Genomic DNA, 24677 nt, shown 5'->3' with positions numbered 1-24677 from the left:
TACATGCAAACAGTAAAATTAGGAACTAGTAACTTAAACGTTTCTCAAATCGGCTTAGGCACCATGGCCTTTGGTCGCTGGATCAACGAAGCAGATTCGGATGCGATTTTGGATCATGCCGTTAATTCCGGTATTAATTTGATTGATACTGCTGACTATTACGGTCCAGGACAAGATGAAAAGCCTGCCTATGGTGACGGGACTTCTGAAACCATCATTGGCAACTGGCTTAGTCATCATCCAGGAGTCCGCTCAAAGATCGTGCTGGCCACCAAAGTCGGCTCTAATACTAATCCCGTGATGAGCAACCCAACGTTGTCGCGTGAACACATCCGCCAGCAGATCGATTCATCACTGGAACGCCTGCAAACTAATTATATTGACCTGTACCAGGCCCATCTATTTGACGATGGCACCCCACTGGCTGAAACGTTAACTACACTGAGTGCTTTAGTTGATGAGGGTAAGATTCGGTATTACGGGGTTTCCAATTACAGTGAATACCAGTTAAAACTGGCACTGGGCATTATTAAAGATCGCCGGCTAAATCCGCTGACCTCACTGCAAAACCGCTATAACATCTTGAGCAACCATGATGATTCAGCGGTTCTCAAGCTAGCCCAGCGCTCCCACGTGGGCTTCTTAGCTTACAGCCCATTAGCGCGCGGCGTGCTGACTGGCAAGTACCTGAATGGTGCCATGCCAGCTAATAGCCGTGCTGCGCAAGGTGAACCGCTGATCAAAGAATACTTCAACGATGCCGATGAAAAGGCCGTCAGCAAGTTAAAAACCATTTCTGACGAATCCGGGATTTCAATGTCACAACTGGCCTTCGCTGGCGTCTTATCGATCCCGGGAATCACAACCGCTTTATTAGGTGCCAGCAAAGCCAGTTACATTGACGATGCAATCAAAGCTGCTAGCTTAAAGCTCCCACAAGGTGTGTTGAGCGCGCTTAAAGATTTAAATTAATCGTTGATCAGAAAACTATGGCAAGTAACTGCAACTTGAGAGTCTCCTGAATTCAAACTAATTGATGCCTATTCCGCAAACTTGTCGGAATAGGCATCATTTGGTTAACTCCCCATAAACTGGGTTTTAAAACAGCTTTTATTTTTAGAAAAACCCGTTTGATTACCGACATTTTATCAATAAATTAAGGACTGGTAAGTCTCTAGATTGGTATGATGGCATTAGTGGGTCTTAAATATCGTAATGATTGGGGTTATTTCATATGACACATCTTAGATTAGTCAATAGCATTCGCCGTGACTTTTTTCAAAACTGGGTCTCCTACACGGCTTTGATTTTAGGCATCAATCTGGTGATCAGTATGCTGTTCATCCCCTTGTTAAGCTGGCTGACCTCGACGGCGCTAAAACTTGGCGGTATCGACTACGTTTCGTATACCAATGCCGCTACCATCATGCTGCATCATCCGTTTACCTCACTGTTCCTAATACTGATCTTAATTTTGACACTGTTTTTAGTTTATTGGCAATTCTCATTTTCAATGCTTGGCATTTACGATATTAAAGCTAAACGGGGCTTTTCTTTTCGGACCATTTTACGTGATACCCTGTCACTGACACCTAAGCTGTCACTCTCCTCCTTTGGCTTTTTCTTAGGTTATTTTGTCTTGATTCTGCCATTTGCTGGTATTGGTTTTAAAACGGCCCTGTTAGCCAAGGTGAAGATTCCCGGTTTTATTTTAACTTTCTTATTAACTAATATCTGGGTGACGGTCGGCTTAGTCATCGCCTACCTGATCGTGCTGTACCTTGGTCTGCGGTTACTATTCGTTTTACCTAACCTCGTCATCGAACAACACTCCGTTCATCAAGCCATAGCGGACAGCTGGAACAAAACTCGGCATCGTACTGGCGATTACTTTTTAAACATTTTAGTGCTGTCTCTAGCAATCACCATTTTCGCTGCGATTTGTTATGCCTTGATTCTGGCTGGTCAAACTTTCATCGATCAAAGAGCCAATCAGATCGCCTTTGTTACGGCGATCATCAACATGGCTTTAATTGAGATTGTTTCACAGTTTGTGGTGATCTTCTCGACTTTTGGTCTCATGCGGATCTTAATGGCGGATGTGATCGTCCCACGGATTGAACAGCCTCGCCTTGTCTCGCAACGACGCCGGCCAAAACTATTGATCATTAGCGCTGTTTTACTAGTCGCAGTTGGGGTAGTGAGCTTTAACGTTGTCTACCTCAAGGGACTGACCGTCACTAGGCCGCTAGAAATTTCTCATCGGGGAGTTGATAACGGTAATGGTGTACAAAACACCATTCCGGCGCTTCAAAAGACCAGTAAAGAACGTCCCGACTACATCGAAATGGATATTCATGAGACCAAAGATCACCGCTTTGTCGTGATGCATGATGAAAATTTAAAGCAACTCACTGGCGTCAATCTAGCACCCTATCAGATGACCCTCAAACAAATCACAGCGCTAAAGGCCCGTGAAAATGGTTATGCAGCTAGGATTCCCAGCTTTTCGCAATACCTGACCGCTGCCGAACAAGCCCATCAAAGATTGTTAGTGGAAATTAAAACCACTTCTCACGATTCACCAGACATGTTAAACCTGTTCGTCAAGCGCTACGCCGTTCGCTTACAACGTGACCATGATGAAATTCATTCACTCAATTACTCGGTGGTTAAGGGCTTGAAACAGCAGGATCCCAAACAATTTGTCAGTTTCATCTTGCCGTATAACCTGTCATTTCCAAACACCAAAGCTAACGCCTATACCATGGAGTACACCACGTTAACCGACGCTTTCGTCGATGATGCTGATGCGCACCACCAAAAGGTCTACGCCTGGACGGTGAACACTAACAGCGCCATGCAAGCCGCCTTATTTCAGGGCGTGAACGGCATCATTACTGATAAACTATCGCTGCTAAAATCAACGGTAAATAACAATCTTAATCATCCCACATACAGCAAGCGATTATCCGATTACATTATTGATCTGCCCTCAACCAACTTACCGTTGAATTAACGCTATCCTAATCATAAAAAAACGTGTTAGGAATCATTTCGCAATGATTTCTAACACGTTTTTGTCATTTCATTATGATGCGCTCAATTGTTAACGGTCACCTGTCGTGCTAGGGTATCAAAGGCGCCTAAGGCAGCAGTGGCACCAGATCCCATGGAAATGATGATCTGTTTATAAGACGAATTCGTGCAGTCACCAGCAGCAAAGACGTTTGCCATGCTGGTTGCACCCTTTTCATCAACTACAATTTCACCATGTTTATTCATATCAACGCATTCCGCTAACCAGTCGGTATTTGGTACCAGCCCAATCTGAACGAAAACGCCGTCGACAGCTAATGACTTAGAATCACCGGTAGCACGATCAGTATACGTCATGCCGGTAACTCGGCCATCGCCCGTAATTGCAGTCGTTTGCGCGTTAGTAATTAAATCAACGTTAGCTAACGATTGCGCTTTGCTGACCAAAACGGCATCGGCTGAAATTTTAGGAACGAATTCCAGTACGGAAACGTGCTTGGCAATACCAGCTAGATCAATTGCCGCTTCAACACCAGAGTTCCCGCCACCGATAACGGCAACGTTTTTACCCTTATACAGCGGACCGTCGCAATGTGGGCAGTAAGCCACACCCTTGTTACGGAATTCAGCTTCTCCTGGCACGTTGACGTTACGCCAGTGCGCACCAGTCGCAATAATTACCGTCCGGCCCTTCAGCGTTGTATCGCCTTTTAAGCTAACTTGAACCGGTGATCCTGCAGTCAACCCAGTGACCGTTTGACCATCGATCAACGTAACATTGTACTTGGTCATCTGCGCTTGAATGTTTTGCATCAGCTGTTCACCCTCGATGTAGTCAGTACCGATCAGATTCTCAATACCAACGGTTTCAAGGGGCTGACCACCCATATGATCAGCAACTACCGCAGTGGATAGACCTTTACGACCAGCGTACACTGCAGCGGAACCGGCGGCAGGGCCGCCACCAATGATCAAAACATCGTAGGTCTTATCGGAAACATCATCGTCAACGGCTGCCACGGCAGCTTTACCGTGAGCTTTATTAACCAGTTGTTCCAGCGTTGCGCGACCATTATGCCATTCTTTTCCGTTCAAGAAAACGGTTGGTACGGCCATAATATTGTTGGCTTCCGCTTCGTCTTGGAACATGCCACCTTCGATCATGGTGTGGGTAATGTGCGGATTTAACAGACTCATGATATCTAATGCTTGAACTACGTCTGGACAATTATGACAGCTCAAACTGGCAAAGGTTTCAAAGTGCAAGTCCTGATCAATTGCCTCGATTTGTTGACGAACTTTTGCTGAAATCTTCGGTGCGTGACCGGAAACCTGTAAGAGTGCCAAAACGAAGGACTCAAATTCGTGACCTAGTGGGATTCCCGCAAAGGTAATACCAGAAGGTGCCGCGCCCTTGGCGTCCACCGTGAAGCTGGGCTGACGTTTCAGTTGCCCTTCAGCAATCGACAATTTCGGTGACAAGGCCACTACTTCATTTAAGAAGTCGCGCACCTTGGTGCCATTTGCCGAATCACCAGCGTCTAACGTAAAGACCACTGGTTGCTGAAGCAACTGTAAGTAACTACTCAGCTGCTGTTTTAACTTATCATCTAACATCTTAAATCTTACCTACAAGATCGAGGCCTGGAGTTAAGGTTTCGGAACCTTCCTTCCACTTAGCAGGACATACTTCACCTGGGTGAGAGGCAACGTATTGACCAGCTTTAATGCGGTCAATGTATTCAGAAGCGTTCCGGCCAATACCATCAGCGTTGACTTCCATTGATTGAACAACGCCATCCTTATCCAAGATGAACGTTCCCCGTTGAGCAAGGCCAGCATCTTCATCAAAGACATCGAACATCTTAGCCAGTTGATGCGATGGATCACCGATCATCGCGTATTGAAGTTTACCAACAGCATCTGATTCATCATGCCATGCCTTGTGGACAAAGTGGGTATCTTCAGAAACGGAATAAACTTCAACGCCTAAACTTTGTAGGGTTTGATATTGATCTTGTAAATCTTCCAATTCAGTTGGGCAGACAAATGAAAAGTCAGCCGGGTAAAACATAATGACGCTCCAATGTCCCTTAATATCTGCATCGGTAACGTCAATAAACTCGCCCTTTTGATATGCCTGTGCCTTAAATTCCTCAATCTGTTTTCCTACTAAACTCATGTGAAAACCTCCTTAGAATTTGCTACAAGTTCATTGTACAATGTAATTTTTCTAAATTAAAGGGTAAATTAGAATTTTTCTATATTAGCTTCAATTTACTGAATTTGTATCATTTATATTAATTGTAGTTCTCTTTTGGGATTCGTTCCAATGCATGACACTGTGTCAGAACCGAAAAGATTAGAGTAGAGTTCATTCCACTTCGCGGGGGCGGGCAACTCGCAGTGGCTCGCTACGGAGCTAGCACCTGCGCTTCGCTTGGGGCGGATCTCCTCCGTCTCGCATAGCAGTAAGCTACCCAAAAACGGTAGCCAACTGCTATCGACACCACGATTTGCCCGCCCCCGCTCCGTTCCATTCAAATTACTCACTCTATCAACAATTACCGTTTGGTTGCGCAAGCGCAAATGATAGTCATATTGTGAATTACCAAAATCAATACATAGAACAAGATACTGAAATCCCCAGAATTTATAATCATTTGCGACAGCAACCATTCAGTTTGGTAACAATGATGGATTAATTAGAATGAAGTGAAGTGAAACTGGCCAATCGTGGTGCGAGTAGTTGTTAGCGAGTGTTTTTCAGCTCGCTTATAACTACGGGAGACGGAGGAAATCCGCTCTGAGCTTGCTCAGGGCTAGCTCCGGAGCGACCCCACGACGAGTGGCCGGTTTCACGCAACGGAATGAACCCTTAGCAAATTTCTCCCCCTGTTCCACACTACTGCATTAAACGTATTTTCACCATCACCAAATTTACGTTAAAATGGAACTATTCAAATTACAGAAAGTCAGGTGCTCATGTGGTTCAACCAATTGATCATATTGAAGTTCGTGGCGGTAACGTCAATAACCTGAAAAATATCGATGTTGATATTCCGTTAAATAAGTTTGTCGCTATTTCTGGCCCCTCCGGATCAGGGAAAAGTTCCCTGGCCATGGGAATTCTGTACGCGGAGGGTTCCAGACGGTATTTAGATGCCCTCTCAACCTATACTCGCCGGCGAATTGCGCAAAATAAAAAGTCTCAGGTACAGTCCGTTAAACATATTCCATCTGCTTTGGCCCTGCGCCAACGGCCGAATATTCCGTCAGAGCGGTCCACAGTGGGATCCCTCACCGAAGCCTTTAACGTGATTCGTTTGATCTTTTCACGGTTAGGCTCAATTGTCTGTCCCAATGGTCATCGAATTCCGCCCACCATTAAAATTGCTCAAACAATGGATGTTAATGGTGATGAAATGGGTATGATCACCTGTCCCACTTGTGGCGTGCGGTTCATGGCAACCAGTGCCGAAGACTTCTCGTTTAATTCCACTGGTGCCTGCCCCACTTGCCACGGTTTAGGGGTTGTTCGCAAACTCGATGAAGATAAACTGATTGGTGACGAAAACTTGACCATTGATCAAGGCGTGGTCGCGTCTTGGCATCTACCCGGCCGTAATTTTATGCCGAAAGTCGTCGCCACTTTAGGCGTTCGAACCGACGTACCTTACAAAGACCTCACCGACCATGAACGCGATATCGTCTTGCATGGAAAAAGAACAACTCATCCGGTAAACATCAGTTCTGGGACTGGCCGGGTCTTCCACATGGATAACGCACTGTACGAAAACGCGTATGCTGCTGTTGAAGACTCAATCAAGTCCAACACCAGTGAGCGGTCGATTGCACGCATCAACCAGTTTTACCATTTTTCAACCTGCCCGACTTGCCACGGCTCGCGGCTAAATCCAGTGCGCTTAAAGCAGTTAGTCGGCGGTAAAAACATTGCCGAAGTGGCCGATATGCAGCTCAATGATCTGGCAAAATGGGAGGCGGATACCAAGCAGGCACTTCCCGATGACATGGCATCACTGGCAAAAATTCTGTTCACCGAATTAGATGATAACTTACGGCCATTACTGGAATTAGGTCTAGACTATCTCAGCCTTTCTCGCAGTGGCAACACCTTATCAACCGGTGAACTGCAACGGATTCAGCTCGCCCGGACTCTCCGAACTGAAACCACCGGTGTACTGTACGTCTTGGACGAGCCCTCGATTGGCCTGCACCCGGATAACATCCGTGGTCTGATCAACGTGTTTCGCCAATTAATTGCACAAGGCAATTCACTGGTGGTCGTGGATCATGAAGTGGGCATTATCTCTGCTGCTGACTGGGTGATTGAAATCGGCCCCGGTTCTGGTGACGAAGGCGGTCAGATCATTGCACAAGGCGCGCCTAAAGATTTAGTGAACAACTCTCAATCATTGATTGGGCCATTTATTTCAGGTCACGCGGATATTCTGCAGCAAAAGCACACTGCTAAAAAGCCGACTGGCAAAATGACCCATCTCAAAATCAGTGACCATTTCAACCTGCATAACGTGGAGACTGTCTTCCCAGATAATCAGGTCACGGCCATCACTGGCTTCTCTGGTGCCGGTAAAACCAGCCTGATCATCGATTCGCTGGTACCGGCCATCCAAGCCCGTAAGCAGCAGCAAAAATTACCCAAACACGTGACGGAACTCACTACTGACTTGCAAGACGTGGTTAGCGTGGATGCCAGCCCAGTGGGTAAAAATGCCCGCTCAACCTTGGCCACTTACACCAGCATCATGAATGCTTTACGCCACATGTTCGCTAATTTACCGGAGTCCAAGGCGAAGGGTTATGGCATCGCCTACTTCTCCTACAATAACAAACAGGGGGCTTGCCCTAATTGTGGTGGCCTCGGCAATATCACACTTGATATTCAGTACCTGCCTGACATGGAAGAAGTCTGCCCGGTATGCCACGGTGCCCGCTATAAGGATGCAATTCAGCAGATCAAGTGGCACGGCTATTCAATCGTTGACCTCTTAAACTTATCGGTTGAAGACGCTATTCCGGTTTTCAAAGATGTGCCAAAAATTGAACATCAGTTAAAACAGCTTAAAGAAGTCGGTCTGGCTTATCTGCATCTGGGCGAAAGTACGCCAGCTCTGTCTGGTGGCGAAGCCCAACGACTAAAACTAGTCAGTCACTTGACTAAAAAAGAGGCTGGTACGCTCTTCGTTTTCGATGAACCCTCAATCGGCCTGCATCCGCTAGACGTTCAAACCTTGCTGCAGATCATCGACCGACTACGGATCAATGGTGCTACAATCCTTATTATTACGCACGATGTTGATTTGACGCTCAATGCCGATTACCTCATCGACATGGGTCCGCGTGGTGGTTCTGCCGGCGGTAAAATCGTGGCAGCTGGCAAGCCATTAGACTTAGTCAAACAACAAAGTAGTTTGACGGTGAAGTATTTGGCAAAACACTGGGAGAAATTTGGTGAGCCTAGCAGTAAGTAATTCATTATTTACAATTTATAATAATTGATGTTTTGTGAGCGAAACGGAGGGCGCTGGGACTAAGTGGTGAAAGTGAAACTTGGAAGTTGGCGGTGCGAAGCACTGGCTACTTCTTAGTTTCACGCGAGACGGAGGAGATCCAGTTAAGGCGAATAGCCTTAACTTAGCTCCGGAGCGAGCCACCACGTTCCAGCCCCAAAGCGCCCGGAGTGCAGCGCACTTTACAACTCTCATTTGACATCTTCATAAAAACCATGTTATTTTAATGCTATACAAAACAAGAGGAGGTATCGCCCATTGAAGATCTAAGTCAACCGTTAGAACCTAGCACCGTGATTCCTGTTACAGGGGAATACTGCGCAGTTCTGGCATTGACCTAGACCTTCTCTAGCGAGCCTAAACGCATATGATTATGCGAGTAAGCACCTGGAGAATCGTTCTCAGGTGCTTTTTTGATGTCTAAATTGCCGCGATGCCCGTCCAGAAATTGGAGGTACCCACTTATGTCGACCATTCAAATCACCAATCTATCCTTTGCCTATCCAGGACAAACAAACTTATTTACCAAACAAAATTTAACTTTTGACAGCAGTTGGAAATTAGGCCTGACCGGTCGTAACGGCCGCGGCAAAACCACCCTGCTGAATCTGATCCGCGGCGTGCTCAGCGGTTCGGGCCGCATTTCCATGCCACTAGAACCGCTGTATTTTCCCCAACCCGTTAAAGGCCCCACTCAGGATACTTGGGTCATCGCGGAAAAGGCTACCACTGCTGAACTGTGGGAAGTCCAGCGCGAACTGAGCCTGATGCACACTGATGACGGTATTCTCTACCGCGCCTTTGACAGTCTATCCGGTGGTGAGCAGACCAAAGTTTTGCTGGCAGCTACTTTTGCCAGCGACACTGGCTTTCCATTGCTAGATGAGCCCACTAATCATTTGGACATTGCTGGGCGGGATCAAATCGCTGCCTACCTGCACCAAAAGCAGCAAGGTTTCATCGTCATTTCACATGACCGGCACTTTTTAGACGTGGCTACTGATCACACGTTAACCATCGAAAAACAGCAACTGGTCTTGACCCAAGGTAACTATTCGGCTTATGAACAGACTAAAAAATTGAAGGATCAAACTGAATATGCAGAACAATCCAAGTTACGTCACGATATCGGTCGCCTAAAAGAAACGGCTGCCAACAAACGGCAGTGGAGTCAAAATCGCGAAGGCGACAAATACGGTAATCCGCATAAAAAAGGCAGCGGTTCCGTCTACGATACTGGTTTTATCGGTGCTCGCTCCGCTCGCGTTATGCAAAAGGCTAAGAACCTGGAGCACCGGATGGATAAAGCTATTACGGATAAGGAAGCCCTGCTACAAAACGTCGAATTTATCGACCCGCTGAAAATGAACTACCAACCAGATCACCACGCAACATTATTACGGGTTCACAACGTCCAGTTAAGCTACGACGGTTCGCCACTTTTCGCTAAACCAGTCAGTTTTGAATTAAATCGAGGTGACCGCGTCGCTTTGATTGGTCCTAATGGTAGCGGCAAAAGCTCCTTGATTGCCGCCATCTTGGGGCACTTCAAAGGTACCATCACCGGTGAAATCCAACTGGCACAAACGGCTGCTCGCAGCATTGTGCGCCAGCACTATCCCGATAACGTCGGCACCCTAACTAAATTTGCCGAAAAACGCCAGTTAAGCTACCAGGATCTTTTAAGTAACCTCAAAAAATTAGGGATGCCGCGTTCAGCCTTTAAAACACCGATTCAACAGCTCTCTGCCGGTCAGCAAAAAAAGGTGGAACTGGCAGCTAGTTTAGCCACCCCCACCGGTCTTTACCTCTGGGATGAACCGCTGAACTACCTGGACGTCTTCAATCAGGATCAATTAGTCACCGTTATTCAAAACGTTCAGCCCACCATGCTGGTCACGGAGCACGACCGCAATTTTATCGATGCCATCAGTACTAAAGTAGTTGCGTTATAATTAGCAGTATAAGTACACAGAAAGTCAGGTCTTAAAATGTCAGATTTACCACAAATTGATCTTGCGCACACCGCCTTTGTCGCAATCGATCTACAAAATAATATTCTTGCAGCCAAAACCATTGGTCCCAGTACACCCGATCAGGTTCTCAAAGTGAACAATCAGTTAGCTGACCGGTTGGAAAACACCGCTGCGCTCATCGTTCAAGTTACGGTCAATGTCCACTCAGTTCAAACCCTGTTTCCTTTTAAAGAAAATGATCAAAACGGCTCAACCACACCGAATACTGCTCAATTAATGATGCCGATCGCCCACGATCCATTTGCGAAGAACGTGTTGATTATTAACAAACAAAATCCTGGCGCTTTCTTTGGTACCGATTTAGACTTACAGCTCCGACGCCGCGGCATCGACACCATCATTCTTACTGGTGTCTCCAGTTCAAACGGGGTCTACGCGACTGCGTTGGACGCCTATCAGCAACATTATCGGCTGATCATAGTATCGGACGCCTGTGCTGACCGTGATCCGGAAAGTCACCAATTCTTCTTCTCGAAAATTTTCCCACGGGTTGGCTGGGTGACTGATAGTGAAACGTTACTAGCAAATCTACCGGCTTAATTTAAACGCCAAACTACGATATGTACCGGTAAACTGGATCACTGTACCGATGTGCCCTTAACGCTTACTGCTATCAGTTCCAAGTGCAACACAAAAAACGCGATTACTCTAATACCCGGAGTAATCGCGTTTTCTACTATAAGATCCTTATTTTCATCACTAAAGCTAAGACTGCGTAATTTTATCAACAACTTCAATTAGAAAGGCTTTCATTCTCAAACGATCACTCTGGTTAGTTAGGTCAATCTGCGACAAGACACCAAAAGTGCCTTGAAGCAAAAATGAACTGATCAGCATGGGATCGTGAGACTTTCTAATCTTATCAACAAGCGGCGGCGCAGACTTATCGACCTGCGTAATCTGAGTCATCAGCCAATTTTGTAAAAGTCGCTGATTTTCAGCATAGTGGTGGTTATTCGGATTGACCATCAAATGAGATAACACATCATAGTTATTCATGAAAAAGTCAGCAATTTCAGCAGCAGTATGTTCTGTCTGACCATCGTTTTGCCACTCTTCTAAAATCTTATCAAGAACGGCCTCAGTCAGGTCAATTTTGTCGTGAAAATAACGGTAAAAGGTACTGCGCTTTATAAATGCTGCTTCACAGATTTGAGTAACTTCGATGTTTTCAATCCGGTGAGTTTTTAATAAGGTCAGCATTGCCATCGTTATTTGATTACGAGTTCGCAAGCGTGCATATGAGACCATCATTTGACCCCCTTGGGTAATTTTATCCTCAAACTTTGTTAGTTAAATTTTATAACAAGCTATGTACAGCTGTAAACGTTAACGTCTCCAAAATCACCATTATATTGGTACACTCATCATTATCTGCAATCAGTATGAACAACAAATAATTTATGTATCTTTTATTCAAAAAATATAAACGTGGATAACACAGGTTTTTGTAACGTTTACACAAACTTTACTTATTTCAAATATGGGCTTTACAGCAACCCCGTAAACTTAGTAAAAACAGAAAGTTACAACGGAGGAAATCTGTCATCGTGATTGAGATTATTCGAGCCATCATTTTAGGAATCATCGAAGGTGTCACGGAATTTTTACCAATTAGCTCCACTGGTCACCTTTATTTAGCCAATGAATTTGTCAAACTCAAGGAACCCACCGCGTTTATCAATATGTTTATGGTCGTCATACAACTCGGGGCTATTATGGCAGTTGTTGTCATTTATTTCAATAAATTGAACCCTTTATCTCGCAGCAAGACCATCTTTGAACGTCATCAAGTTTGGGTATTATGGGCTAAAGTAATCGTTGCGGTACTCCCATCCGTGATTATTGGGCTGCCACTGAACGACTGGATGGATGCCCACTTAACGAATTGGCCGGTAATTTCGGTGACACTGATTACTTACGGCGTATTATTTATCCTCATCGAAAACTTTAACCGGCATCGACTACCGCGGTATTCAGAGCTATCCCATTTACCCATGAAGACCGCTCTTTTAATTGGTATTTTCCAAATCCTGTCGCTGATTCCCGGTACTTCTCGGTCTGGCGCAACGATCCTCGGTGCGATTCTAATTGGCACGTCGAGATATGTAGCCACGGAATTTTCATTCTTTTTGGCCATTCCAACCATGTTTGGCGCCTCAGCTCTAAAAATCATCAAATATTTCATGCATGGTAACACCTTTTCCAGTATGCAGTCAGCGGTGCTGCTAACTGGCGTACTGGTCTCTTTTATTGTGGCCTATCTGTCAATTAAGCTCCTCCTTAATTATATCAAACAAAACGACTTTAAAGTATTTGGATGGTACCGAATTATTTTGGGCATCATCGTAGTTGCTTATTTTGGACTGGTTAACTAATCGTTTATTGCTGCAAGACTTGGCCGTGCACAATTGATTTTATTCCCCCATCAGCGTACACTGCTAGCTAAAAGGAAGTGTTCCCGATGAATGAAATTACAATTACACCAGCTGCTGTTGACCTGTTAAAACAAAAACAACTGCTATCCAAAACACTGTTATTGATCACTGATGATGCCGGTGGTAAGTATTCACTTCAAGGCGGTGCCTGCAGTATCGGCACTAAGTTCACCATTGTAGTTCTAGATCAACCGGATGCTGAATATCACGTTACACTCAAAAATAATGCTGATCTGTCACTTTACACCTCTGATTACGATATCTACTTCTTAGGTCAGGGGTTGAAGTTAGATTATCAAAAGGCCATGCTGAACCTCACTAACAACGGTCAATTACTGGATAACAACGTCCAAATTGCTGATGGTAAAGAAATTTTAGCGGCCTTCAAGCAAGGTATTTTTGCGAATAGTGGTAATTGCTAACTTGAATTTTAACTAAATAAACACCAAAAGCCCATAGAGCAAGCATCAGCATGCTTGTTCTATGGGCTTTTATTAGCCGAATCTATTTAACTGCTAAGATACCTTGCTTTAGACGATTTAAACCATCCATCAGCCGTTCTTTAGGACAGGCAACGTTCATTCTTAAGAACTCTTGACCATCTCCACCATACACCGTACCTTCTGATAAGTACAGTCCAGTCTCCTGCCGAATAAACTGTTCGAGTTTATCAGAAGCCATATCAATCTCCCTGGTATCCAGCCAGACCAGATAAGTGGCATTGCCGGCAACAGTCTTCACGCCCGGCACATTTTCAGCCACAAATTTGGCAACGGTCTGTTTATTGCTCTCAATATAAGCACGCATGTCATGAACCCACTGATGCCCCTGCGTATAGGCCGCAATCGATGCGGGAATCGCAAACGAATTGGGTTCCGCCAGTTCATCCGTATTAAGGCCGCGCTCCACAATTGCGTGTAACACTGCGTTGGGAACAATCACCGTAGCGGCGTGCAAGGCTGCCACATTAAAGGTCTTGCTGGGCGACACCGCAGTCACACTATTTTGTTCATTGGTTTTATTTACTGACGCAAATGGTGTATACCCCTTATCCGGTGCCGTAATATCACCGTGAATTTCATCTGATAAGACCACCACATGATGCTTAGCAGCTAGTTCACCGATCCGTGCTAGGGTTTCTGCAGACCAGATCATCCCAACCGGATTATGCGGATTGCATAGGATCATCAAAGTCGTCAGCGGTTCGGCCATTTTGGCTTCCAGATCATCCCAGTCAATATGATAAGTTTCTTGATCATCCAAAACGAGGTCACTAGAAAGGACGTGACGTCCGTTATTCAAAATGGAATTGTAGAAAATATTGTACACGGGGGCTTGAATTAACACATTGTCACCAACGTTGGTCAGTCGTCTCACTGACGATGAAATCGTGGGCACCACGCCGGTTGAAAAAATCATCCAATCAGTATCCGGCCGCCAGTTATGTTCACTGGCATACCAACCTTGGACAGCATCAAAATATTTCTGTGGCACTTCTTCATAGCCGAAGATACCACTTTTAGCCCGTTCTTGAATCGCAGCTGTGATCGCAGGTAAGGTCCGGAAATCCATATCGGCCACCCACATTGGCAGTTCGTTATCTTTAACGTCCCACTTCACGGAATTGGTGTGCCGCCGATCAATTAATTCTGAAAAATCTGTCATGCCGGTTGTCCCCCTACGTTAATTTTAATCGCTGACTTATCGATGTCTGGATCATCTTGGATAACTTCACCGATTGCAGGTACGTTGATCACACCACTAATCGGGTTCTTCACACTATCGATCGTGGTAGTCACATCAGCGTTGATAGCCGTGCAATATTCAAACGCCAAATCGGTATTCACTAGCGAACAGTTCTCCAAGGTTAAATCATCCACATAACACAGTCCCTGGTCACTTTCAATCCAGCAGTTTACAAACCGGATGTGCTCGGTGTTCCAGGCGAGGTATTCGCCAACCAACGTTGAATCATACACGGTAACATTATCGCAATTCCAAAAGGCATCGTGAGTCTCAAAAGTAGAATTGTGAACTTCAATATTCTTGCTGCCGTCAAAGGCATAGTTACCGCTTAATTTCAGATGGTCAACGACGATGTTCTCACAGTTTTTGCCAAAATAATCGCCGGTGGCCGTAATGTGATCTAGCTTAATATCGTTACACCACCACAGCGTTTCAGCCGCATTACTAATGGTGATATTTGACAACTGAGAGTGACTCATATGACGGAATGTTTTGGTGGCTTCCACCATCACATTATCCATTGTCAGGTTCTTGGTATACCAAATACCGGCATGAGCTTCTAACTTGATAGTACTTTGGGTCACGTTAATGTTATCGGCATACCATAGCGGATATTTCCACTTGAAAATATTATGTTCAATGTTCAAATTTTTACTGTGCTTTAGCGGTGATTCGCCGTTTTGAAACGTACTGTTTTTAATGTTGAGGTCGTGGGCTTTAAATAGCGCTCGTTCGCCTTCAAAGACTTGCTGGTTGATTTCTTTCACAATAGTGTCCTTCCAAATTCTTGTCGTATAGTTATAGTTTAGTTTTAAACCACTTTGATGTCTAATAACTATTATCGTATAAACTTTAAAATCGTTATGAATTAAGCATACAACTTAAAGTCCACTCGAACCCAAGAAAAAGTTTCGTTTTCATCAACTGACCCATTATTTATAAGTAAAAAGTGTACCGATGACTTAAAACAGTCATTGGCACACGCTTAAACCTATTTATTTCGCGTCAGCCGGCGCACAATCAAACTCATTCCTTCGTGAAAGATACCGGGATGATTTCGGGCAAACCGCGACACCATTCTGTCAGTCAATGAGAAGTAATAGCGCCGCTTCGGATGCCGATCCGTAGCTGCTCGATAGAAGACCTTTGCCAGATCTTCGGACGTCGCTTCGGAATTAGTGAGCATCCCATTAAGTAATTTTCGGGTACCTTCTACTAATGCCGTATAAGGTGAATTAGGCGTTAAATTATGAAGCGCATTATCGATTGCAATATCCGTCCAAGCCGATTCAGTACCACCAGGTTCAATAATCACTGAGCGCAAGCCAAACTGGCGAATTTCGGTATCCAGTACATCTGACCAAACGTTCAAGCCACGCTTTGTGACATAGTACCAGCCGCCCAGTGGTGAATAGATATCGCCACCGATTGAAGAATTATTGATGATCCGACCGGTACCCTGCTGCCGCATCTGCGGTAAAACTAATTTGGTTAGTTCAGAAGCACCGACTAGATTAGTATCTAATTGCTTATGAACCTTATCAACACCAACTTCTTCCAGTGGTCCAAATTCCCCGTACCCGGCGTTATTGAGCAATACATCTACCCGCAGGCCATCCGCCAGGGCATCTTCAACAAACTGTTCGCGAGAATCAGCATCCGTCACATCCAACCGCATTGGGTGAATTCCTGAACCCGTTGGAATTTTTTCAACCCGCCGAGCACCGGCATAAACTTCCCAGCCATGTCTAGCAAATAATTTTGTTGCTGCAAAACCCATACCGCTTGAGGCACCTGTAATAAAAATGACTCGTTTTGACATCTCTAACGCTTCCCTTCAAATTGAAACCGCTTTTAATTCTTACTTTAAAGCTTTATTTTAAGAAATACAATCATTATCAGCAACTATGATTAGTCACTACAATCAGCCCTGCATATGCTGATCAGTCGCCTACCACGTTTCCGGATTCAACCGATCACTGTCATGACTTGCTAAATCTTCTTGATACATCTGCACTTTTTGATTTAAAAATTTCATTCGTTGCTGAGCGTCTTCTAATTGGCGCTTAGCATCTTGCTGCTGTGTTAAAACGATCTGGTAACGCTCAGTGATCGTACTTTCGCCTTCTAGACATATGCTGACGTACTCTTTCAAATGCTTGATCGACATGCCAGTATTCCGAAAACAAAGATCCATTCTTAACCAGTTAACCGCTTCTTCATCAAATACTCGCTGATTTTGAGCGTTACGTTTCACTGAAGGCACTAGCCCTTGATCAGTGTAATAGCGCACCGTGTACGCGGTAATATTCAATAATTTAGCGGCGTCTTTTACTAACAGTTCCGTCTTGGTTTCTCTGATCATCTTAACCGCCCCTTTTCGTTCACAGATTGATCTGAATGCTAATCTTAAACTTTTAATTGAGATTCTACAAGTTAATTTTCTACTACTAATGTTAACGGTTATGATATCGAAAACTTCAAAAAAATTTCAAAATTTAGTTTACAAATTATGAAAAGATGATAAGATACTGATTAGAGATTAAAAAACGTAGGAAAGACAAGTAAGTTAAGTCAGCCTGTCAGTGAGTTGGGAAATGGTGTGAACCCAATCAGTGTTCGGCTTTTCTGAATAACACTTTCTCAGTTGCGGGCTGAACCAGTTTGAAGTAAGCTTCGCCGTCACCGAAACGTTACCATCGGAGCGTATGTTTGTACGTGTGAGGTGGCTTATCTACGGATAGGCAACTTGGGTGGTACCGCGAAATGAAGTCTTTCGTCCCTTGATTATGGGATAGAAGACTTCTTTTTTTATCCCAAATCTAATCTAGAGGAGCGGTATCATGCATTTAATTATTCCAAAATCTTATGAACCAAAGTTGACGGTTCGCGAAACACAAACGGCTATTCGATATATTCGGGAAACTTTTCAGGATGAATTCCGTAAGCAATTAAACTTGTCACGGGTCTCAACCCCCATGTTTGTCGAAAAGAAAACTGGTTTAAACGATAACTTGAACGGTGTTGAAAAACCCGTTTCATTTACCATGAAAGACATGGGCGACGAACCAATCGAAATTGTCCACTCACTGGCAAAATGGAAGCGAGTTGCTTTGAAGCGTTACGGTTTCAAACTTCATGAAGGCCTCTACACCAACATGAACGCCATCCGTAAAGACGAAACATTGGATAACTTCCACTCCGCTTACGTCGACCAATGGGACTGGGAGAAGATCATTACCAAAGATGAACGGACTGTTGATACGTTAAAGGCCACTGTTCGCCAGATTTTCAAAGTCATCAAGCACATGGAACACGAAGTCTGGTACAAGTTCCCACAATCCGTTTATCATTTACCAGATGAAATTCACTTTGTCACCACCCAGGAACTTGAAGACCGCTGGCCAGACAAGACACCAATGGAACGTGAAGATTTGATTGCTAAAGAACTTGGCTGCGTCTTCATCATGCAAATTGGCGGTGCTTTAAAACGGAGCGGCAAGCGTCATGACGGCCGGGCCCCTGACTATGACGACTGGAAATTAAACGGCGATATCATCTTCTGGTACGAACCACTCAACCAAAAGATTGAAATCTCCAGCATGGGTATCCGGGTCGATGCTGAATCCATGAAGAAGCAACTCAAGATTGCTGGTGCTGAAGACCGTTTGAAATTACCATATCACCAAATGGTCCTCAACGAAGAAGTCCCTTACACCATTGGTGGTGGCATTGGTCAATCACGGCTGTGCATGCTGTTATTAGGCAAGGTCCACGTTGGTGAAGTGCAATCCTCACTCTGGCCTCAAGATATGATCGATAAGTGTGAAGCAGCGGGGATTCACCTGCTGTAAGGTGTGGAAGCAGGCGGTTAGAGACTGGAGCCTAAGACGCTTTTAGCAAAAATCCCGGTTTTGGATTTATGCTAAAAGTGACTTAGGTGCAAGTCTCTGCCTGCTGGAACCCGATTAAGCTATATAAACGAAAAGAATCAAAAACTGATTTGCCATAAAAAGCGGACCCCCAGAGTTGAAATCAACTTTGAGGGTCCGTTTTTACATTTGTGTGAGCCATGTGCTCTCACCCACTCCGTTGCGCGAAACCGGCCACTCGTCGTAGGGGTCGCTCCGGAGCTAGCCCCTGCGCTTCGCTTGTGGCGAATCTCCTCCGTCTCCCGTAGTTATAGGCAAGCAAAGGACGCTTGCCAACAACTACTCGCACCACGGTTGGCCAGTTTCGCTCCACTACATTTACATTAGTCCATTATTACTACCAAACTTGTTGGTTGCTGTCGCAAATAATCATCAATCATTTCAACCATTTGCTTTCCTCAATCCGTGCTTGAATCTCGTCTCTCACCTCACGAAACACCCGAAGTTTAGTCTCCTCATCACCCACAGCTTGTGCCGGGTCCGGCAGTGGCCAGTGGACTCTGCGAACCTGTGGTGGCGTTACTGGGCATCTATCCCGCGCATCACCGCACAGGGTCACGACAACATCACAGTTAGCTAAATAGTCTGGATCAATTAGCTTCGAATATTGCTGTGAAATATCAATACCGACCTCCGCCATTACTTGAACTGCCACCGGGTTTAGACCGTGCCGTTCAACACCCGCACTGCGCACTTCCCATTCAGGGCTAAGCAGCGTTCGAGCTAAACCCTCAGCCATTTGACTGCGACAGGAATTGCCGGTACACAGAAAATATACGCGCTTCATTAAGCTCACATCCGTTCGTTTGTCTTATCTCAAATTATACAGGTAATGCTGCTGCAGAACCAGAAACGCTTCTTGCAAACTATTATTACGTTATAATATAGGAAATAATATTCTTTTAATCCACCAACGAGGTGATCCTATGAGTCAGGTAAAACTGCAAGCTGCCTACTACCATCAACCGGATAAACGACTGCGCGAAACCCAGGCAAAACTATTTGCTGCGCTCCGCAGTGTTTTTAAAGAGAAACAAGATTTTGATAATATCCGAGTGAGCACCCTTTGCCAGTTGGCTGGTATTGCACGGCAAACCTTTTATCGCCACTACACCGCTATTGGCGAAGTGATCGAATTAAACATCGCCTGGGTCGCTAACGACTTTCTAAAACAAACGGACCAGATCCATGATTCAACGCGTTATGCGCCACGACTAATGGTAGATCTGATCGACCAAAACCGAACTTCATTTGCCATGATTTTTTGGAGCCATACAGAACAACCAGTGACTGAATATCTTATTCGTGACATGCGCCGCGTCAATGTCATTCGATCAACGAATACACCGGAAGCAATCTTTGCTATCGAATTATATGCCCGAATGCTGATCAATTTTGCCCAGTTAATGATTATCCACTCTGAGCTTAGTCGCGATGAATTCATTAACCTCTATCAAGCCCTCATTCCAGCTCCAGAAACCATTTTCCATGAGAAATAAATCTATATTAGTGACAAACTACCCTATTTTGACAACAAACTGGGGTGTTGTTTTTTTAATTGACCGTCTACAATGGGAACCAATAAATGCGGGAGGTAATTCAAATGAAGTTTATTACGCTAGAAGAACACTGGGAATCACAACGGGTCAACGATGCAGCGAAGCCTTACATGCCAGCACCTGTTAATCCCCATAAGAATCCGGACGATCATAGTATCGAACAGTATCTGGCAAATGCACCAAAAGGCAATACTGATCTGACCAGCGCTGGTGAAAATCGGCTGCAATTCATGGAAAACAACGATATTCAAATGCAAATTATGGGCTATGGTGATGATTCACCGCAGAACTTAGATCCTAAAGTAGCCGTTGATTTATGCAAGATGGCTAACGATGATTTAGCGACTGCTATTGCCACTAACCCTGACCGTTTCGGTGTCTGGGCTACTTTGCCCGTTGGTGATCCTGCAGCGGCTGCCACTGAATTGGAACGTGCCGTTAAAGAAAAGGGTCTCCAAGGTGCCATGATTCACGGTTACTATGATGATAAATTCTTTGATGATCCAATGTATGACCCAATTTTTGCTAAGGCAGAAGAACTGGATGTTCCCCTGTATTTCCACCCAGCTTTCATTCCCCAAGAAATCACCGAACACTATTATGAAGGCCAAGGTTGGTCAGAGTTAACCGGCATCATGTTTTCTCGCGCTGGCTGGGGCTGGCACGAAGATCTGGGCGTCCAAATGGTCCGGCTGATCTTAGCTGGCGTTTTTGACCGTCATCCAAAGTTAAAAATCATCACCGGTCACTGGGGCGAAATGGTGCCAAACTTCCTCGAACGGATGGACCAAACGATGGGCCTGTCCGTCAATCTCGACCGCAGTATCAGTGAAACTTACCGGGATAACTTCTACATCACGCCAAGTGGCATGTTCTTCCCCGCACAATTACAGCTAGCTATGACTGAAATGGGTGCAGATCACCTGATGTACTCACTGGATTACCCATACAACCATCCCGAAGGTTCTGTTAAGTTCTTGACGGACTCCAATTTAAGCAAGGAAGATCAAGAAAAGATTGCTTATGGGAATGCTGCTAAAATGCTTCATTTAAAGTAATCGCGCCGTTTAATTTTTTCAAACAATAATACAAAGACCGAACTACATTGATGTGCAGTTCGGCTTTTTTGATTTATATCTGTTCAATTCTCACACTAACGGACTGATATTTTTATAAAAGAATGTAAAGAAGCATTTCCAAAGCAAAAAAATGCGTTAGTATTTATTTGATAGCAAAATAGTGCTGTTAAATTAGTACTTTACAAACATTATTTACTAATATCTAAATAAGCTTCAATACTATCTTGCTTTATGGTGTTATTTTAGTCTTTTTTTAACAGGTTTATGTACATTGCTCATTAAAACACTTTGGCATTATGGTATCCTTATTTATAGATTATTTTCATTAAAACACCGCTTTTATACCTAAATAACGAGTGAACATCCTGGAAGGAGCCTTAACGATGACTGATCGTTATATCCTGTCGCTAGATGTTGGTACGTCGAATGTTTCAGCAACTTTGCTGGATCACAACTGTAACAGCGTCTCCACAGAACAAAAGCCAATTACGCACTTTTCTCCTCATCCCGGCTGGTCCGAGGAAGATCCTGAGGAAATCTGGCGCAACCTGCTATCTTGCATCACTAATATCTTAATTATGGGCAAGATCAAGCCCGTCAATATTGCAGGCATCGGTATTTCAAATCAACGTGAAACGACCATCATTTGGAACCGGCATACCGGTAAACCAATTCATCGTGCACTGGTTTGGGAATCGCGGCAGACTGAAAATATCGCTAAGAAACTGATCAGCAGCGGTTATTCCAATATGATCCACGAAAAAACCGGTCTCTTTATTGATTCTTATTTCTCGGCCACCAAAATTAATTGGCTCTTATCAAACGTTGAGGGGGCTCAGCGGCAAGCCGAGCAAGGTGATCTTTTATTTGGCACCTTGGATACTTGGATCATTTGGAAATTAACGAACGGTCATACCCACGTTACGGACTACACCAACGCCAGCCGAACCATGTTATTTAACATTGAAACGCTGAAATGGGACCAAGATATTTTGACCCTACTTAACGTCCCTAGAAAGCTATTGCCTGAGGTAAAATCCAACTCGGAGGTTTATGGTTACACCGATGAAAAGACGTTTTTTAATGTCAAAGTTCCAATTGCCGGTATTGCCGGTGATCAGCAGGCCGCCCTCTTTGGCCGCTTCTGTACTAATCCCGGTGACGTGGTTAGCACGTACGGTACCGGTGCCTTCATTATCATGAACACCGGCTCTGACATTAAGCTATCTGATCGTAATTTGCTGTCGACCATCGCTTATGGCATCGATGGTAAGGTGACCTATGCGCTTGAAGGCAGTATCTTTGTTGCCGGTGCTGCCATGGAGTGGCTGAAAAACGGCCTTGAAATGATTGACAACATCGAAGACGCTGCCACAATGGCCGATCAGTCAACTGATAACGGACAACTCTACGTCGTCCCAGCTTTTACCGGTCTCAGCGCACCGTACTGGGATCCTAATGCTAATGGCGCGTCATTTGGCATCACTCAAAAAACCACCAAGTACGATTATATTCGGGCAACGCTGGAATCAATCGCGTATCAGACTACCGATATCATTTACAGTATGAAAAATGATACTAAACTTGATGTGCGCAGTCTCTACGTTAACGGTGGTGTTTCAACCAATAATTACTTGATTCAATTTCAATCTGATATCTCCGGTATTGATATCTATCGTCAAAATACTTCTGACGCTGATTTACGGGGTGTTGGCTTCCTAACAGGCTTAGCAGTTGGCTTTTGGGAAGATCTTGATGAGATCAAACGTCATTCAGGACAGGGTAAACTATTTATTCCTAAAATGACGCAGCCGCGCAGACACATTCTTTATCGGGGCTGGCAACGTGCGATTCGAGCCGTTAGAGAATACACAAATGATATAGATTAGACCAAGTACTACTTTCACTTGTGATTTATATAACAAATCGTCTTAAATTACAAAATAATGCTATTATTTGTAAAATAATACTAGCAAAATTTTGCAATAACATTTTTTTGCAATCTATTAGTGCATTTTTCTGCTATAGTTAAGTATGTAAGCGATTTATTAAGCAGATTACGGGGGGTAAACAATGAAAGAGATTCTTTTGGATAAGCCTTCACTTTCTCAATATAAAAGTCTAGGCAGTTACTTACAGTCGTTTTCAGATATTACTCAGATTGATGCCCTATACTACAGTCTTTCGGGGGTATTAGTGCACCACGATCACGTCTATACAGATGAACAACAGATTCAATTGCAATTGGACATCCACGAATTTATCAATTACACCATTTTCCCCGTAATCTTAGACTATAAATTTTCTGGTTTCATCCTGTGTAATTCCGCCAAGATCTCACAGCAGCGGATCAAATTATCTAAGGATTACATTACCAATATTTTCGAAGAGGTCTTTGATAATGAATCTGAACACGGCGTTCATACAAGCGTTCTTAACTCGCTGAACACTCAGGAATTCAACCATATTAATTACCTCAGTATCCTATTAAAAATCTCACCGCAATACCATAACTTTGATGAAACCAACTCCAATCCAGTAGCAGAGCATCTGGAAAACGATTATACTGAGTCATTTACCAGTTTAAAAAAGGCCAATGACTACGTAGTCAAAAACATTACCAAGCCCTTGTCATTAAACGAGGTCTCTAACCGCGTTTACTTATCCCCATCGTACCTTAGCCGACTATTTAAAAAGTACCTCAACATTACGTTTATCGACTATATCAACCATCTTAAAATCGCCAAAGCTAAGGAACTTTTGGCGCTGTCAACGCGACCAGTTAATATCATTGCGACCGACGTTGGTTTTTCTCAAACCAGTTACTTTACCAAGACATTCAAAAAAATGGCTGGTACCACGCCCTCATTATTCCGACGGCGTCACGCAGCCACCACTAAGATTTTTACGATTCCCCACGTGGTTAGCTGGAACGAAGAGGATACCGTATTTGATGTTTCCAAACGCTATTTTAAAGATAAGAAGATTGATTTCTTTTACCAAACGGCCAACGACTTTTTGTATGTCAATAGTATCGATGGTCTAACCGATTCAACCGAAAACCGGGGTTGGTTATTCACCGTTGATGGCAATCAGCCAACTGAGTCAGCCAACCAAGTTGAAGTTGACAGTATTGCAGAGATTCAGTGGATCTATACGGATCTAAATCGTCTATAACTAGAGAAGCCAATAAAAAACGGGTCTAAGCTTTTTAGTGTTGATTAAGTTCAACACTGAGAAACTTAGGCCTGTTTTTTTGCAAAAAAAGGACACCTAGTCTCCCAGGCGTTATACTT

The 24677-nt window shown here is 44.3% G+C and carries 20 protein-coding genes and 1 other annotated feature; of the genes, 12 read left to right on the top strand and 8 right to left on the bottom strand.

Translation table 11 applies throughout. The features are described from left to right. The first annotated feature begins 3 nt into the window (after window positions 1-3). Together FFM73_RS02820 and FFM73_RS02815 are read left to right on the top strand one after the other, a co-directional pair. Entirely contained in the window at window positions 4-972 is a 969-nt protein-coding gene (locus tag FFM73_RS02820) for an aldo/keto reductase (RefSeq protein WP_137630273.1), read from the top strand. A 262-nt stretch (window positions 973-1234) separates the two neighbouring features. Then, the gene (locus FFM73_RS02815) at window positions 1235-3019 is read left to right on the top strand and encodes a glycerophosphoryl diester phosphodiesterase membrane domain-containing protein (protein WP_137630272.1); all 1785 of its coding nucleotides are present in this window, start codon (window positions 1235-1237) and stop codon (window positions 3017-3019) included. An 83-nt stretch (window positions 3020-3102) separates the two neighbouring features. On the opposite strand, the gene ahpF is transcribed toward FFM73_RS02815, so the two are convergent. Both ahpF and ahpC read right to left on the bottom strand, forming a co-directional pair. After that, a complete protein-coding gene (gene ahpF / locus FFM73_RS02810) occupies window positions 3103-4656 on the bottom strand; it encodes an alkyl hydroperoxide reductase subunit F (protein ID WP_137630271.1) in 1554 nt (517 codons plus the stop codon). Between the two features lies 1 nt (window position 4657). Beyond that, window positions 4658-5221, bottom strand: coding sequence for an alkyl hydroperoxide reductase subunit C (gene ahpC / locus FFM73_RS02805; protein ID WP_054656329.1), 564 nt, complete (start codon window positions 5219-5221; stop codon window positions 4658-4660). Between the two features lie 805 nt (window positions 5222-6026). Here ahpC and FFM73_RS02800 point away from each other — a divergent pair. From FFM73_RS02800 to FFM73_RS02790, 3 genes are all read left to right on the top strand, one after another. Further along, window positions 6027-8552, top strand: a complete 2526-nt coding sequence (locus tag FFM73_RS02800; RefSeq protein WP_137630270.1) for an AAA family ATPase — start codon at window positions 6027-6029, stop codon at window positions 8550-8552. Between the two features lie 503 nt (window positions 8553-9055). After that, window positions 9056-10546, top strand: a complete 1491-nt coding sequence (gene abc-f, locus FFM73_RS02795) for a ribosomal protection-like ABC-F family protein (RefSeq protein WP_137630269.1) — start codon at window positions 9056-9058, stop codon at window positions 10544-10546. A gap of 36 nt (window positions 10547-10582) precedes the next feature. After that, a complete protein-coding gene (locus tag FFM73_RS02790) occupies window positions 10583-11167 on the top strand; it encodes an isochorismatase family protein (RefSeq protein ID WP_137630268.1) in 585 nt (194 codons plus the stop codon). Between the two features lie 165 nt (window positions 11168-11332). Here FFM73_RS02790 and FFM73_RS02785 read toward each other — a convergent pair whose 3' ends face one another. Further along, a complete protein-coding gene (locus FFM73_RS02785; protein ID WP_137630267.1) occupies window positions 11333-11878 on the bottom strand; it encodes a TetR/AcrR family transcriptional regulator in 546 nt (181 codons plus the stop codon). A gap of 299 nt (window positions 11879-12177) precedes the next feature. Here FFM73_RS02785 and FFM73_RS02780 point away from each other — a divergent pair, with 299 nt between their 5' ends. Beyond that, window positions 12178-13005: an undecaprenyl-diphosphate phosphatase gene (locus FFM73_RS02780; protein ID WP_137630266.1), complete on the top strand. Its 828-nt coding sequence runs from the start codon at window positions 12178-12180 to the stop codon at window positions 13003-13005. Window positions 13006-13091: 86 nt separating this feature from the next. Next, window positions 13092-13487, top strand: coding sequence for an iron-sulfur cluster biosynthesis family protein (locus tag FFM73_RS02775; protein WP_137630265.1), 396 nt, complete (start codon window positions 13092-13094; stop codon window positions 13485-13487). A gap of 82 nt (window positions 13488-13569) precedes the next feature. Here FFM73_RS02775 and FFM73_RS02770 read toward each other — a convergent pair whose 3' ends face one another. From FFM73_RS02770 to FFM73_RS02755, 4 genes are all read right to left on the bottom strand, one after another. After that, entirely contained in the window at window positions 13570-14730 is a 1161-nt protein-coding gene (locus FFM73_RS02770; RefSeq protein WP_137630264.1) for a MalY/PatB family protein, read from the bottom strand. Beyond that, window positions 14727-15578, bottom strand: coding sequence for a DUF3737 family protein (locus FFM73_RS02765; protein ID WP_171001176.1), 852 nt, complete (start codon window positions 15576-15578; stop codon window positions 14727-14729). The genes FFM73_RS02770 and FFM73_RS02765 overlap by 4 nt, the downstream gene beginning before the upstream one ends. A 224-nt stretch (window positions 15579-15802) precedes the next feature. Beyond that, on the bottom strand, window positions 15803-16633 hold the full coding sequence (locus FFM73_RS02760) for an SDR family NAD(P)-dependent oxidoreductase (RefSeq protein ID WP_137630262.1): 831 nt from the start codon (window positions 16631-16633) through the stop codon (window positions 15803-15805). A 129-nt stretch (window positions 16634-16762) separates the two neighbouring features. Continuing rightward, a complete protein-coding gene (locus tag FFM73_RS02755; RefSeq protein ID WP_137630261.1) occupies window positions 16763-17176 on the bottom strand; it encodes a MerR family transcriptional regulator in 414 nt (137 codons plus the stop codon). 178 nt (window positions 17177-17354) lie between these two features. Beyond that, window positions 17355-17598 (top strand) — a binding site (T-box leader). 56 nt (window positions 17599-17654) lie between these two features. Here FFM73_RS02755 and asnA point away from each other — a divergent pair. Then, entirely contained in the window at window positions 17655-18665 is a 1011-nt protein-coding gene (asnA, locus tag FFM73_RS02750; RefSeq protein ID WP_137630260.1) for an aspartate--ammonia ligase, read from the top strand. A gap of 454 nt (window positions 18666-19119) precedes the next feature. Here asnA and arsC read toward each other — a convergent pair whose 3' ends face one another. Next, complete coding sequence (arsC, locus tag FFM73_RS02745; protein ID WP_137630259.1) at window positions 19120-19530, bottom strand: arsenate reductase (thioredoxin); 411 nt, start codon at window positions 19528-19530, stop codon at window positions 19120-19122. A 139-nt stretch (window positions 19531-19669) separates the two neighbouring features. Between arsC and FFM73_RS02740 the strand changes: the two genes are divergently transcribed. The 4 genes from FFM73_RS02740 to FFM73_RS02725 all read left to right on the top strand — a co-directional run bounded on the left by FFM73_RS02740 (window position 19670) and on the right by FFM73_RS02725 (window position 24558). Further along, entirely contained in the window at window positions 19670-20242 is a 573-nt protein-coding gene (locus tag FFM73_RS02740) for a TetR/AcrR family transcriptional regulator (RefSeq protein ID WP_137630258.1), read from the top strand. 104 nt (window positions 20243-20346) lie between these two features. Further along, window positions 20347-21360: an amidohydrolase family protein gene (locus FFM73_RS02735; RefSeq protein ID WP_171001175.1), complete on the top strand. Its 1014-nt coding sequence runs from the start codon at window positions 20347-20349 to the stop codon at window positions 21358-21360. 404 nt (window positions 21361-21764) lie between these two features. Then, window positions 21765-23270: a glycerol kinase GlpK gene (gene glpK, locus FFM73_RS02730; protein WP_137630256.1), complete on the top strand. Its 1506-nt coding sequence runs from the start codon at window positions 21765-21767 to the stop codon at window positions 23268-23270. A 184-nt stretch (window positions 23271-23454) separates the two neighbouring features. Further along, on the top strand, window positions 23455-24558 hold the full coding sequence (locus FFM73_RS02725) for a helix-turn-helix domain-containing protein (RefSeq protein WP_137630255.1): 1104 nt from the start codon (window positions 23455-23457) through the stop codon (window positions 24556-24558). Window positions 24559-24677 lie beyond the last annotated feature (119 nt).

Origin of the sequence: Secundilactobacillus hailunensis (genome assembly GCF_005405185.1) — a bacterium.
GTDB classification, from domain to species: Bacteria; Bacillota; Bacilli; order Lactobacillales; family Lactobacillaceae; genus Secundilactobacillus; species Secundilactobacillus hailunensis.
This window is presented reverse-complemented; position numbering and strand designations above follow the sequence as displayed.

Excerpts from the sequence above, each read along its gene's own strand:
- FFM73_RS02820 (WP_137630273.1), top strand. The coding sequence starts at position 4 with ATGCAAACAGTAAAATTAGGAACTAGTAACTTAAACGTTTCTCAAATC.
- FFM73_RS02815 (WP_137630272.1), top strand. The coding sequence starts at position 1,235 with ATGACACATCTTAGATTAGTCAATAGCATTCGCCGTGACTTTTTTCAA.
- ahpF (WP_137630271.1), bottom strand. The coding sequence starts at position 4,656 with ATGTTAGATGATAAGTTAAAACAGCAGCTGAGTAGTTACTTACAGTTG.
- ahpC (WP_054656329.1), bottom strand. The coding sequence starts at position 5,221 with ATGAGTTTAGTAGGAAAACAGATTGAGGAATTTAAGGCACAGGCATAT.
- abc-f (WP_137630269.1), top strand. The coding sequence starts at position 9,056 with ATGTCGACCATTCAAATCACCAATCTATCCTTTGCCTATCCAGGACAA.
- FFM73_RS02790 (WP_137630268.1), top strand. The coding sequence starts at position 10,583 with ATGTCAGATTTACCACAAATTGATCTTGCGCACACCGCCTTTGTCGCA.
- FFM73_RS02785 (WP_137630267.1), bottom strand. The coding sequence starts at position 11,878 with ATGGTCTCATATGCACGCTTGCGAACTCGTAATCAAATAACGATGGCA.
- FFM73_RS02775 (WP_137630265.1), top strand. The coding sequence starts at position 13,092 with ATGAATGAAATTACAATTACACCAGCTGCTGTTGACCTGTTAAAACAA.
- FFM73_RS02770 (WP_137630264.1), bottom strand. The coding sequence starts at position 14,730 with ATGACAGATTTTTCAGAATTAATTGATCGGCGGCACACCAATTCCGTG.
- FFM73_RS02760 (WP_137630262.1), bottom strand. The coding sequence starts at position 16,633 with ATGTCAAAACGAGTCATTTTTATTACAGGTGCCTCAAGCGGTATGGGT.
- FFM73_RS02755 (WP_137630261.1), bottom strand. The coding sequence starts at position 17,176 with ATGATCAGAGAAACCAAGACGGAACTGTTAGTAAAAGACGCCGCTAAA.
- asnA (WP_137630260.1), top strand. The coding sequence starts at position 17,655 with ATGCATTTAATTATTCCAAAATCTTATGAACCAAAGTTGACGGTTCGC.
- arsC (WP_137630259.1), bottom strand. The coding sequence starts at position 19,530 with ATGAAGCGCGTATATTTTCTGTGTACCGGCAATTCCTGTCGCAGTCAA.
- FFM73_RS02740 (WP_137630258.1), top strand. The coding sequence starts at position 19,670 with ATGAGTCAGGTAAAACTGCAAGCTGCCTACTACCATCAACCGGATAAA.
- FFM73_RS02735 (WP_171001175.1), top strand. The coding sequence starts at position 20,347 with ATGAAGTTTATTACGCTAGAAGAACACTGGGAATCACAACGGGTCAAC.
- glpK (WP_137630256.1), top strand. The coding sequence starts at position 21,765 with ATGACTGATCGTTATATCCTGTCGCTAGATGTTGGTACGTCGAATGTT.
- FFM73_RS02725 (WP_137630255.1), top strand. The coding sequence starts at position 23,455 with ATGAAAGAGATTCTTTTGGATAAGCCTTCACTTTCTCAATATAAAAGT.